At 73.7% G+C, this 12,370-nt stretch carries 10 protein-coding genes; 2 read left to right on the forward strand and 8 right to left on the reverse strand.

Annotation, left to right across the window (positions count from 1 at the left end):
• Positions 1-78 precede the first annotated feature (78 nt).
• The 3 genes from OG946_RS31300 to OG946_RS31310 form a co-directional block, all read right to left on the reverse strand.
• Complete coding sequence (locus OG946_RS31300; RefSeq protein ID WP_326799316.1) at positions 79-906, reverse strand: aldo/keto reductase; 828 nt, start codon at positions 904-906, stop codon at positions 79-81.
• 108 nt (positions 907-1,014) lie between these two features.
• A complete protein-coding gene (locus OG946_RS31305) occupies positions 1,015-2,838 on the reverse strand; it encodes an AMP-dependent synthetase/ligase (RefSeq protein ID WP_326799317.1) in 1,824 nt (607 codons plus the stop codon).
• A gap of 286 nt (positions 2,839-3,124) precedes the next feature.
• Positions 3,125-3,985, reverse strand: a complete 861-nt coding sequence (locus OG946_RS31310; protein WP_326799318.1) for an NAD-dependent epimerase/dehydratase family protein — start codon at positions 3,983-3,985, stop codon at positions 3,125-3,127.
• A gap of 136 nt (positions 3,986-4,121) precedes the next feature.
• Between OG946_RS31310 and OG946_RS31315 the strand changes: the two genes are divergently transcribed.
• Positions 4,122-4,961: a helix-turn-helix transcriptional regulator gene (locus tag OG946_RS31315; protein WP_326799319.1), complete on the forward strand. Its 840-nt coding sequence runs from the start codon at positions 4,122-4,124 to the stop codon at positions 4,959-4,961.
• Here OG946_RS31315 and OG946_RS31320 read toward each other — a convergent pair.
• Positions 4,951-6,396 carry a lipase maturation factor family protein gene (locus OG946_RS31320; protein ID WP_326799320.1) on the reverse strand — a complete coding sequence of 482 codons (1,446 nt, stop codon included), beginning with the start codon at positions 6,394-6,396 and terminating at the stop codon, positions 4,951-4,953. The two genes, OG946_RS31315 and OG946_RS31320, sit on opposite strands and share 11 nt — an antisense overlap.
• A gap of 122 nt (positions 6,397-6,518) precedes the next feature.
• Complete coding sequence (locus tag OG946_RS31325; RefSeq protein WP_326799321.1) at positions 6,519-6,926, reverse strand: hypothetical protein; 408 nt, start codon at positions 6,924-6,926, stop codon at positions 6,519-6,521.
• A gap of 100 nt (positions 6,927-7,026) precedes the next feature.
• Between OG946_RS31325 and OG946_RS31330 the strand changes: the two genes are divergently transcribed.
• Positions 7,027-7,608, forward strand: coding sequence for a M23 family metallopeptidase (locus tag OG946_RS31330; RefSeq protein WP_326799322.1), 582 nt, complete (start codon positions 7,027-7,029; stop codon positions 7,606-7,608).
• A 54-nt stretch (positions 7,609-7,662) separates the two neighbouring features.
• On the opposite strand, the gene OG946_RS31335 is transcribed toward OG946_RS31330, so the two are convergent.
• The 3 genes from OG946_RS31335 to OG946_RS31345 form a co-directional block, all read right to left on the reverse strand.
• The gene (locus OG946_RS31335; protein WP_326799323.1) at positions 7,663-10,566 is read right to left on the reverse strand and encodes an AfsR/SARP family transcriptional regulator; all 2,904 of its coding nucleotides are present in this window, start codon (positions 10,564-10,566) and stop codon (positions 7,663-7,665) included.
• Positions 10,567-10,850: 284 nt separating this feature from the next.
• The gene (locus OG946_RS31340; protein WP_326799324.1) at positions 10,851-11,717 is read right to left on the reverse strand and encodes a thioesterase family protein; all 867 of its coding nucleotides are present in this window, start codon (positions 11,715-11,717) and stop codon (positions 10,851-10,853) included.
• Entirely contained in the window at positions 11,714-12,328 is a 615-nt protein-coding gene (locus tag OG946_RS31345) for a TetR/AcrR family transcriptional regulator (RefSeq protein ID WP_326799325.1), read from the reverse strand. Before OG946_RS31345 ends, OG946_RS31340 begins: the two co-directional genes overlap by 4 nt.
• Positions 12,329-12,370 lie beyond the last annotated feature (42 nt).

Consider the following 12,370-nt stretch of genomic DNA (forward strand, 5'->3'; position numbering starts at 1 on the left):
TTCCGGTCGCCCCCTCAGACGCGGTTGCGGGTGCAACGGTTCCGAGCGGGACGACCGGCGATCTGCGGGCGGGGCACGTCAGTTCACGTCGTCGGGGTTGTCGCCGATGCGGTTGCCCGCGTCCAGGCCCGCGACGGCGGCCATGTCGGCGTCGTCCAGCTCGAAGCCGAAGACGTCGATGTTCTCCCGGATCCGCGACGGGGTGACGGACTTGGGGATGACCACGTTGCCCAGTTGCAGATGCCAGCGCAGCGCGATCTGCGCCGGGCTGCGGCCGTGCTTCTCGCCCAGCTCCCGCAGCACCGGTTCGTCCAGCAGCCCCTTGCCCTGGCCCAGCGGCGACCACGCCTCGGTGGCGATGCCGTGCGCGGCGTGGAAGGCGCGCACGTCGGCCTGGGCGAAGTCCGGGTGCAGCTCGACCTGGTTCAGCGCCGGGACGACGTTGCCCTCCTCCAGAACCCGCTGCAGATGGGCGGGCTGGAAGTTGGAGACGCCGATGGCGCGGGCGCGCCCGTCCGCGTAGAGCTTCTCCAGGGCCCGCCAGGTCTCCAGGTACTTGTCCTTGGCCGGCACCGGCCAGTGGATCAGGTACAGGTCGACGTGGTCCAGGCCCAGCCGGCGCAGCGAGTCGTCGAACGCGCGCAGGGCGGCGTCGTAGCCGTGCTCGGAGTTCCACAGCTTGGTGGTGACGAACAGTTCCTCGCGCGGGAGGCCGGACCCGGTCAGGGCCTTGCCCATGCCCGCCTCGTTCCCGTAGATTGCCGCGGTGTCGATGCTCCGGTAACCGGCGTCGAGCGCGGTGCGCACCGCGGTCTCGGCCTCCGCGTCGGGCACCTGCCAGACGCCGAAGCCGAGCTGCGGCATCGCGACGCCGTTGTTGAGGGTGATGGTCGGAACGTTGCTCACGTGGGATGCATCCCTCTTCGTCGAAAAGTTCGTACAGGCGGTTCGCCCTCCCGACGCTAACCGCGATCGGCCGCCGTGGCATTCCCTCGATCACCATCCGGACCGGGCCTACGTCTGGTAAAGAGCCTCGACCTCGTTCGCGTACGCCTTCTCGATCGCCTTCCGCTTCAGCTTCAGCGACGGCGTCACCAGCCCGTGCTCCTCGGTGAACTGCACGGCCAGTATCCGGAACGTCCGGATCGACTCCGGCGGCGACACCTGGGTGTTGGCCGCCACCACCGCCCGCCGGATCTCGGCCTCCAGCTCCCCGTCCCTGACCAGCTCGGACGGGGTCATCGACGGCCGGCCGCGCATGAGCTGCCAGTGCGCCACGCCGTCCGGATCCAGGGTGACCAGCGCCGCGACGTACGGCCGGTCGTTGCCGACCGCCAGGCACTGCGAGACCAGCGGGTGCGCCCGCACCCGCTCCTCCAGCGGCACCGGCGAGACGCTCTTGCCGTTCGACGTCACCAGCAGCTCCTTCTTCCTGCCGGTGATCGTCAGATAGCCGTCCTCGTCGAGGCTGCCCAGGTCGCCGGTGGCCAGCCAGCCGTCGCGCAGCGCGTGTGCGGCGCCCGGCCGGTCGCCGATGTAGCCGCTGAAGACCTGCGGGCCGTGCAGCCAGACCTCGTCGTCGGGGGCGATGTAGACGGTGATGCCGGGGATGGGGATGCCGACGGTGCCGTAGCGGGGGCGCTCGGGCGGGTTGGCGACCGCGGCGGCGGTGGTCTCCGTCAGGCCGTAGCCCTCGATGACCGTGATGCCGGCGCCGGCGAAGAACAGCCCGAGCCGGCGCTGCATCGCCGAGCCGCCGGAGAACACGAAGCGCGTCCGGCCGCCGAGCGCCGCGCGCATCTTGGCGAACACCAGCTTGTCGAACACCTGGTGCTCCACCCGCAGCGCCGGGCTGGGCCCGCGGCCCGCGTCGAAGGACGAGTCCTCGCGGGCCCGGGCGTGCCGGACGGCGACGTCGGCGGCCTTGTCGAAGACCGCGAGCCGGCCCTCGGTCTCGGCCTTGCGGCGGGCGGCGGCGTAGATCTTCTCGAAGATGTGCGGTACGGCCAGGATGAGGCTGGGCCGGAACGTCTTGAGGTCCGCGAGCAGCACCGGCGCCGACGGGTCCGGCTGGTGGCCGAGCTTGACCCCGCCGCGGACCGCGGTGACCTGGATCATCCGGCCGAAGACGTGCGCGAGGGGGAGGAAGAGCAGGGTCGCGGCGGGCTCGCCCTGGTACGGGCGGAAGAGGGCCTCGTAGCGCAGCAGGATGTTGTCGGCCTCGGCCATGAAGTTGGCGTGGGTCAGCTCACAGCCGCGCGGCCTGCCGGTGGTGCCTGAGGTGTAGATCACGGTGGCGGCGGAGTCCGGGGTGACGGCGAGGCGGTGCCGCTCCACCACGTCGTCGTCGAGATGCGCGCCGGCGGCGGTCAGCTCGTCGATGGCGCCCTCGTCGATCTGCCAGAGCAGCTTGAGCCCGGGCAGCTTGTCGATCACCGAGCCGACGGTCATCGCGTGGTCCGCGCTCTCGACCACGCAGGCCACGGCGCCGGCGTCGTGCAGCATCCAGTACGCCTGGTCGGGGGCCGAGGTCGGGTAGACGGGCACGGCCTGGGCGCCGATCGACCAGAGGGCGAAGTCCAGTTGGGTCCACTCGTACCGGGTCCTGCACATGATCCCCACCCGGTCGCCGAACCGCAGCCCCGCCGCAAGCAGCCCCTTGGCGAGGGCGAGCACCTCGTCGCGGAACGTCCCTATCGTCACGTCCCGCCACTCGCCGTCGACCTTGCGGGCGAAGGCGATCTGCCCGGGATCCTGCGCGGCCCGCTGGAAGACCGCGTCCGCCAGCCCCCCCGACTTCGGTGCGTCTGCCAGGGGAGGCACGGTGAACTCGCGCAACGCTTTACTCTCCTCAGACGGTGGGGCGCCCGGCGCGGCGACCGTACCGGAGAAGGCCGCTGATCTGCGGTCCTCCATCACCTCTGCACGGAACCTCTGCGAGGGGCGCACGTCCGGCGGATCGTCGGGAAACGAGTGGCGGGTCCAGCATGGCGCGGCCCGCGGGGGTGCGGGGCGGGGACGGGGAAAGTGCGCGGTGCGGCGGAGCGCGGGGCCCGGTTCGTACGCCCCGGGGGGTGCTCCCGTACGAACCGGGCCCTGCCGCTCGTCTCTTACGGCACGCCTCTTACAGCGCGCCCGCGTCCCGGGCGGTCCACAGCGACGGATACAGCGGCCGGAAGCCCAGCTCGTCGCGGATGCGCAGGTTCGAGACCACCCCGTGCCACGGGTCGTCCGAGGCCCGTTCCGCCATCCCCTCCGGGATCTCCGCGCCCACCAGCTGCAGCAGCTCCACCATGCTTACCGGCGCGTCGTCGGCGACGTTGTAGATCCGCCCGTCGGCGCCCGGGACGCGCAGCAGCCGCCATAGCGCTTGCGCGACGTCGGCGTGGTGCACCATCTGCATCCGCTGGTGCGCCGCCCAGTCCGGCAACAGGCGCAGCGCCTCCTCGATGTGCGGGTCACCGTCCCCGTAGACGAACGCCAGCCGCGCGACGCGCACATCCAGGCCGCGCTCGCGGTGAAGCGCCAGCAGCCCTCGCTCCGCCTCGGCCTTCGCCCGGGGATACGCGCCCGTGAGCAGGCCGTCCGCCCGCGGCTCGTCCGTCTCCACCGCGGGCCGGCCGCGCCCGGCGCCGTAGACGAGGTTCGTGCTGGTGAAGATGAAGCGCCGCACGCCCTCGTCCGCCGCCTCCGTGCCCAGCGCGAGCGTCGCGTCCCGGTTGACCGCGTACGCCTCCTCGTCCGGGACACCGCGGAACGCCGCCGCGACGTGCACGACGTCCCGTACGCCGGCCAGCGCCTTGCGCCGGTCGTCCGGGTCGCGCAGGTCGCCGACGACGACCTCCGCGCCGAGCCCGGCGAACGGGGCGGCCCGCTCGGTGTCGCGCACCAGCAGCCGCACCCCACCGCCGCCCGTCCACTGCAGCAGCCGTGGCACCAGCCGCTCCCCGACCTTGCCCGTTGCCCCCGTCACCAGCACACTCATGATCTCTCCGTCCCCATATTCGTGTCCTTGCCTTCTCCGCCAGCCTGCGACCGGGCCGCCCGCGGCGGGAGAGACGGCCTTATCCGGGGACCGGCCGTCCCTGGCTGGGCGCCGGCGGGCGAGGCACGCTGGGAGCGTGGACAGAACCGAGCTGGCCGACTTCCTGCGGCGTTGCCGCGCCCGCCTCACCCCCGCGGACGTGGGCCTGCCGCCGGGGGCGCGGCGCCGCACCCCGGGCCTGCGGCGCGAGGAGGTGGCGCAGCTCGCCGGGATGTCCACCGACCACTACACGCGGCTCGAACAGGCCCGCGGCTCCCGTCCGTCGCGGCAGATGCTCACCGCCGTCGCCCGCGGCCTCAGGTTGAGCGACGACGAGCGCGACCACCTGTTCCATCTGGCCGGCGAGGAGCCGCCGCGCGCCCGCGGCGCGGGTGCGCACGTACGCCCCGGGCTGCTGCTGATCCTCGACCGGCTCACCGACACCCCGGCGCAGGTGCTCAGCGACTGCGGCGACGTGCTCGCGCAGAACGCCCTGTCCCGGGCGCTGTCCGGGGACGCCGCGGTCCGCTCCGGGGACGAGCGCAACATCGTCTGGCGCTACTTCACCGAGCCCGCCGCCCCCGAGTTCCTGCCCCCCGAGGACCGCGACCACGCCGCCCGCGCCGCCGTCGCCGACCTGCGCGCCACCCTCGCCCGGCGGCCGGACGACGCCCGGGTCGCCGCCCTGGTGCGGCGGCTGCGGGCGCGCAGCGCGAAGTTCGCGGCGCTGTGGGAGGCGCACGACGTGGCCGTGCGTCGCCGGGAGGTCAAGCGGTTCATCCACCCCGTGGTCGGGCTGCTGGAGCTGGACTGCGAGGTGCTGCTGAACCCGGAGCACGACCAGCGGCTGGTCGTCTACACGGCGCGGCCGGGCAGCGAGTCGCACCAGCGGCTGGAACTGCTGCGGGTGGTGGGGCTGCAGCGGCTCACGGGCTGAGGCCGCTCCGCTCCCCGGCCGTCACGGGCGGGGCGTACTCGCGTACGAACTCCCGCCGCCACCACGCCCGGGTGCGGCGCAGCTCGGCCCAGCCGGTGTACTCGTACCGGAACAGCCGCGCGCGGACGCTGCCCGGCGGGGTGTCGGGGAAGGGGTTGTGGGCCAGCAGCCGGAGGGTGTCGCGGTCGCCGTCGAGCAGCCGCAGCAGGAACGGGCCGAACCACCGCTCCGCGTACGCGGGGGAGAGCGCCGCGAACCACATCAGCCAGTCGAGCCGCAGGTGGTACGGCGCGAACTGCCGCGGCAGCCGCCGCGGATCGCCGGGCTTGCCCTTGAACCCGTACTCCCGCCACTCGCTCGCCTCGGTGGGCCGGGTGTCCGCCGTGCCCTCGACGACGATCTCGTGCCGTACGCGGGTGATGCTGCCGAAGGCGCCGTAGGTGTTGACGAGGTGGAGGGAGTTGAACGAGGCGTTCATCCGCTGCCGCCGGGAGAGCAGGTTGCGGGCGGGCCACCAGCTCAGCGTGAGCACGAGGGCGGTCGCGGCGAAGACGACGACGGTGAACCAGATCGGCGTGGCGCCGAACTCGGGCGGCCCGGGCAGCGGGGTGTGGTCGGCGACGAGCCGTCCGTCGATCGCGGTGAGGGCGATGAGGATGGTGATCCAGTTGAGCCAGGCGAAGTTGCCGGAGAGTACCAGCCAGAGCTGGGTGACGACCATGGCGGCGGCGGCGAAGGAGGCGACCGGCCGGGGGGTGAACAGCAGGACGGGCAGGCCCAGTTGGGCGACGTGGTTGGCGGCGGCCTCGACACGGTGCAGGGGCCGGGGCAGATGGTGGAAGAACCAGCTCAGCGGCCCGGGCATCGGCTGGGTCTCGTGGTGGTAGTAGAGGCAGGTCAGATTGCGCCAGCACCGGTCGCCGCGCATCTTGATCAGCCCGGCGCCGAACTCGACCCGGAAGAGCAGCCAGCGCAGCAGGAAGAGCACCAGCACCGGGGGGCCGACGGTGTCGTTGCCGAGGAAGACCGCGAGGAACCCGGCCTCCAGCAGCAGCGACTCCCAGCCGAACGAGTACCACGCCTGCCCGACGTTGACGATCGACAGATACAGCGCCCACAACACCGCCCACAGCAGCATCGCCGCCCACAACGGCACCGCATCCGCCGCCCCACCGGCCACGGCGGCCGCCAGGGCGGCACCACCCCAGGCGACCCCGGCGAACAGCCGGTCGGAGTACCGCACCTGAAACAGACTCGGCGATCGCCGGAACGGCACCCGCGCGGTGAACCGCGGCACGGGCAGCATGCCGCGCGCACCGATGAGCGGCCGGAACTGCCGCGCCGCGGCGACGAAGGCGACGACGTACAGCAGGGCGAGCCCGCGCTGGAAAACCAGCCGGCTCAGCCAGTACCCCTCAGACGAAAACCACTCCACGACGCCATCCGTACCACCGCCGCAACGGGGCCCACACCCCGCCGCGCCGGGTCAGCCGGCGTGGGGGCGGATCGGAACGCCGGCGTCACCGGCAGCGGACGGATCCCTCACCGCCGGGGCCACTACTGCGGCCAGCCCGCGGACGGGGCGCCGGCGTTCCCCTCGTCGTACCGCTCGGCGCAGCGCTTCCGTACCTCGCTGTCGACCAGCCGCCGGGCCGCGGCGGCGCCGTTCGCACGCCGCTCCTTCGCGGCCTCTTCCACGATGTCGAGCAGGATCGTGTTCTGCCCGTCGGACAGGCCCTTCCCCTGGTAGTCCGACTGGCTGCCGCCACCGGGCCCGAGCTGGTCGTGGGCCCAGTACGTGATCAGCCGTACGCAGACGGCCTCGGGCGAGGCGGCGCTCCGAGACGGGGGAGTTCGCGCTTCGTCGCGGCCGGTCGCCTCGTCCGGGCCGCCGCCGCACGCGGTCAGGACCACCGCGAGCAGCGCGGCGGGCGCGATCAGTGTGCGCGTTCGCCTCGTCGCCATGACCACGGTGACGACCGTATGCGAACCGCCCGCCCTTGTGTATCCGCTTTGTATCGACGCCCCCTTCAATCGCCGGGTCACCGACGAGAAGGGGAGAACCATGCGCAGACGATTCCACCGACTGTTCGCCGCGGTGAGCGTGGCCGCCGTCGTGGCCGTCGCGACGCCGGTCGCCGCCGCGGCGCCCCAGGCCGGCACGTCGTCAGAGACGGCGGCGCCGCTGGCCCGGCCCGGCTTCAGGATGCCGTTCATCTGCGGCCAGGTCTGGCGTGGCAACAACTGGCGCGGGCACGGCCCGGCGCACTCCATCGACTGGAACCACTACAACGCCCAGGGCACCCCGGACGACCTCGGCCGCCGCGTGCTCGCCAGCGCGGGCGGCACGGTCGTCGCGTCGTACTACTCCACCGGCGACGGCTACGGCAACACCATCGTCATCGCCCACGGCGACGGATGGCGGACCCGGTACGCGCATCTGAAGGAGCGCACCGTCGGGCGCGGCGCGCAGGTGAAGCGGGGCCAGGTGATCGGGAAGGTCGGCGCCACGTCCGCGATCTACGACTTCACCCCCCACCTGCACTACGAGCAGATCCACAACGGCTCCGTCGTCGTCGCGGTCGTCCAGGGCGTCACCTGGTACGACTACCTCGACCGGCGGCTGAAGAGCACGAACGGTTGCTGACGTGCCCGCGTGGAGCGAATGCGACTGCTTCCCGCCGCATTCGCTCTACGCGCGTCATCCCGGGCCGGAGTGCAGCGCCCGCAGCTTCGCGTGCACCACCTCGGCCCGGTCGTGCGCCTCCAGCCGCCGCCAGGTGGACAGTGAGCGGTGGAAGTAGTGCCGCGCGGTCTGCACCCTGCCCGTCGCGCGGTGCAGCTCACCGAGCAGGCAGGCGAGACTCGCCTCCGCGCGCCGGTCGCCCAACTGCCGCTGGACGGCGAGCGCGTCGGCCAGCAGCGCCGACGCCTCGCCCGCGTTGCCGCGGCGCAGGCACAGTTCCCCGATGCTCTCCTGCACGTAGGCGGCGCAGTGCGTGTCGGCGAGGTCGCAGAAGATGTCCAGGGCCCGCTCCAGCTCCGCCCGCGCCAGGTCCGGTTCGCCGCGCAGATCGTGCAGCACGGCGATGCGGCGGCGGACCTGCGCCTCGCGGTGGCGGTCGCCGAGGTCCCGGGCCAGCTCCAGCGCCCCGTCCAGCCACGACGCCGCGGCTCGCGGGTTCTTGCGCTCCAGCCATACGGAGGCGATCGCGTTGCGCGCGACCGCCTCGCCGTGCCGGTCGCCGGCCTCCCGGAACCCGCTCAGCGTGTCGGTGAACGTCGCCAGCGCCGCGTCGAGGTCGCCCAGGATCCGGTGTACGGATCCCTCTCCGGCCGCCGCGACCGCCTCGCCTGCGGGGTGGCCGACCGCCCCGAATATCGCGCGTGCCCAGACGAAGGAGTCGAGTGCGTCGGCGTAACGGTCCCGGTAGAGGTGGAGTTGCCCGATGTTACGGAGCAGCGCCGCGGCCCGCGCGTCCGACGGGGCCGGTATCGCGTCGAGCACCAGTTGGTGCGTGCGCAGCCAGTCGCCGTAGTAGCCGCGCAGGTCGAAGAAGCTCGCCAGCTCCAGCGCGAGGTCGGCGGCCTGCGTGACGCGGCCGAGCCGCAGCGCGGACTCCACCGTGGCGACGAGGATCCGGCGTTCGGTCTCGAACCACTCGACGGGCGCGGCCCGTACGGCCCGGGTGATCTCCGTGCCCGCCCCGGCAGGATGCGCCGCCGCACCGAAGACGCCGAGGAACCGCGTGGGCATCGCCCCGTTCGCGGCGCGCGCGAGTGCGGTCAGGGCGTCGACGATACGGAGCTGCTGCCGCCGGCGCACCGTGAAGGTGTCCGCGTCGGCCAGCTCGCGCGCGTAGCAGCGCAGCAGGTCGTGCATGCGGTAGCGCGGCAATCCGAGCGCGTCGGTCCCCACGGCCTCGATCAGGTGCCTGTCGGCCAGAGTGGCCAGCGCTTCGGCGGCGTCGTCGGCGGCGCCGCCCATGGCGACGGCCACGAGCCAGCCGCCCACCGCCCCCGCCGGCAGCCGGCCGAAGGCGCGGAAGGCCGTGGCCGCAGCCTCCGGCAGGTGCCGGTAGCTCAGCTCCGCGCTCGCCCGCACCTCCAGCTCGCCCGCCTGCAGTTGGTCGAGCCGCCCGCGCTCGTCCTGCAGGAGATCGGCTAGCGTCGCCGCGGTCCACGACCGCCGGCTCGCCAGCCGCGACCCGGCGATCCGTACGGCCAGCGGCAGCGAGCCGCAGCCGGCGAGCACCCGGTCCGCGCCGGCCGCGTCGGTGACCAGCCGGTCCGGTCCGGCGACCGTGCCCAGCAGGGCGCGGGCCTCCTCCTGTTTCAGCTCGCCGAGCGAGAAGTGGTGCGCCGGCAGGTCGGGCATCCGGCGGCGGGAGCTGACGAGCACGGCCGAGCCTCCGGTGCCGGGCAGCAGGGGGCGTACCTGCGCGCCGTCGGCCGCGTCGTCGAGAACGATGAGGAAGCGCCGCTGCGCCAGGCGCGAGCGGAGCAGGGCGGCCCGTTCGCTCCGCTCGGCGGGGACGGTGCTGTCGACGACACCGAGGCCGCGCAGCATCTCGGCCAGGACGTCGGCGGGGTCGCGCGGCCGGTCGTTCAGCCCGCCGAGGTCGACGAAGAGCTGGCCGTCGGGGAACGCCGCGCGGGCGCGGTGCGCCACGTGCACCGTCAGCGCGGACTTCCCCGACCCCGGCGGGCCCGACATCGCCACGACGACCGGCTGCCGGTCGGCCGCCGACAGCAGCTTCTCCAGTGCGGCGATCTCCGCCGTCCGGCCGGTGAAGTCCGGTACGTCCATGGGTAACTGGTACACGGGTGTGACCGCCACCGCGCGGCGCCGACCGGCGTAACCGTTGACCTCCTCGCCGACCGCCCGCAACGGCCTGCTCGGCTCGGTGCCGAGTTCGGCGGCCAGGACGCGCTCGGCCTCGGCGTAGGCGGAGCGGGCCTCGGTCGTACGGCCCGAGTCGTGCAGCGCCCGTACGAGCATCCGCCACAGATCCTCCCGCAGCGGATCCTCGGTGAGCCGGGAGCGCAGCTCGGCGAGGAGGAGCGCGTAGTCCCGCAGCCGCAGCCGGACCCCGAGGCACTCGTCGACCGCGGTCGCCCGCAGCTCCTCCAGCCTGGTGACACCGGGGTCCCAGACCACACTGGCCGGTACGTCCTGCAGTACGCCGCCGCGCCAGAGGCCGAGCGCCGTCTCGTAGTCGTGCAGCGCGGCGACGTCGTCGCCCCGGTCGCGGGCCGCGCGAGCCCGGTCGAGGTGCCGCTCGAAGAGCAGCATGTCGACGTCGTCCGGCCCGACGTCGAACGCGTATCCGGACGGCTCCGTCCGCAGCCCCGCGGCGGAGATCCCCGCGGCGGACAGTGCCCGGCGCAGGTTGCGCACGTACGTGCGGACGTTGGCCACGGCCGACGGGGGCGCCCCGCCCGGCCACAGCACCTCCGTCAGCACGTCCACGGAGACGAAGCGACCGGGCTGCAGCAGCAGCGTGGCGAGCGCCGCCCTCGGCTTCGGCCCCCCGATCCGGATCGGGACACCTCCGGCCCACACACGCAGCGGCCCCAGGAGTCCGAACGTCGGCTCCCCCATCCACGTACCTCCGTGTCGGCGGCCAGTCCTCGGCGCTGCGCCCCCGGAACGGAGATGCGCGTCACCGACGGCCTCGACAGTCATGGACATGACGCAGTGTGTCAACCCCGCCCCGGCCCGCCGGACATGGCGGGAGAGCAGGGCGGGGCCGGCGCGAACACCGGCACCGACTCCCCGTCCCTCAAACGGGCTTCACCCCTCCCCACCAGGGCTGGCGCAACGAAACCCACCAGCTCGGGCAGCGATGTCCGACCGAAGTGCCGGCCCCCGTGGGCGGGCCCCGGTCAGGACTGCCGGGGGAGGCGGGCCAGTTGGCGGGACTGGGCTACCAGGCGGTCGGTGGAGTCCCAGATCTCCGCGTCCTCCTCCATGTAGCCGCCCGCCACGTTGCGGGTCGTGTGGATCAACCGGAGCCAGCCCGGTGCCGGGCTTGCGCGTATGTGGGCCGTCAGTTCCAGCGTCGGGGCCCAGCCGATCACGCCCAGGTCGAAGCTCACCGGGGGCAGGACGTCCACCGCTATCAGCAGCAGCATCGCATCCGGGTCGCGGTCCTCCGGCAGGCGGAACCAGCCCTTCATCTCGCCCCGGCCCGACGGCGCGCCGACCGCCCAGCCCACGCAGGACGGGTCCAGGCGGAGGTCGGCGCGGGTGAGCATCGGGGACTCCGCCCGGAACTCCGGCGGGGCCGCGTGACTGCCTATGCACTGCTCCACCGGCGCCAGCGCCGGGGGCTTCGCGGAGGTCCTGACGTCGTCGGGCTGGTCGGCGAGGGTGCCGTAGGCCGCCAGGACGCGCAGCCGGGAGGCCGGGGCGGCGGCGGGGTCCTCCTGCTGGAGGAGTTCCGCGCCGCCGTGGGAGACGGAGTTGCCGCGGCGGATGGTCTCGGTGCGGACGACCGCCGGGCCCGCGGTGGCCGTGGAGAGGTAGTACGCGGAGACCGACAGCGGGTCCGGGTGGCCGGGGCGGTCGTCGCGGGGGGTGGCGAGTTCGGCGGCCAGCGCGCGGGCGGTGACCGCGAGCAGCACGCCGCCGTTGATGCCCTGGCCGACCTTCCACGCGCCGGGCAGGTCCGCGTCGTACGTACCGGGCTCGCCCGGGCGCGCGTGGACGGCGGTCTCCCGGTCGAAGTCCGGGGGAGAGGTGGTGGTCATGGCGTGGTTCGCTTTCGTCGTGCGGTGGGTGGGCCGATCTCGAACGCCTCGCAGAGGCCGTCGAGTACGTCGTCGATGGTCGCCGCGCCGGTGGCCAGCGGCAGGGAGCCCCAGGACCACAGCTCGGCGGTGCCGTGCAGGGCGGACCACAGCGCGCCGGTGAGCAGCCGCGGGTCCGCGTCGGCCCGCCAGCCCTCGGCCTGCCGGGCCTCGACGAGGCGGACGAGGTTCTCGAAGCCGCCGAGCGAGGCGCGGCCCAGCTCGCGGTCGTGCGGGTCGAGCAGGTCGCGGCGGAACATCAGCGCGAACATCTCGGGCCGGGCCACCGCGTACTCCACGTACGCGCGCGTGCCCGTACGCAGCCGCCGGGCCGGGCTCGCGTCCGGCGGCAGCTTCGCCAGCGCCTCGCCGGCCCAGTCCTGCAACTCGCGGAAGCCCTGGGTGGCGACGGCCGACAGCAGCGCCGCGCGGTGCGGGAAGTGTTTGAGCGGAGCGCCGTGCGAGACGCCGCAGCGCCGGGCGATGGCGCGCAGGGTGAGGGCGTCGACGCCTCGCTCGTCGAGCAGTTCGAGCGCGGCCTCCAGCAGGCGCGCGCGGGTGTCCGCGGTCATGGTAGACAGTGTCTACCACGGAGGTGGACACTGTCTACCCGC

This window comes from Streptomyces sp. NBC_01808, from assembly GCF_035917395.1.
Classification (GTDB): domain Bacteria; phylum Actinomycetota; class Actinomycetes; order Streptomycetales; family Streptomycetaceae; genus Streptomyces.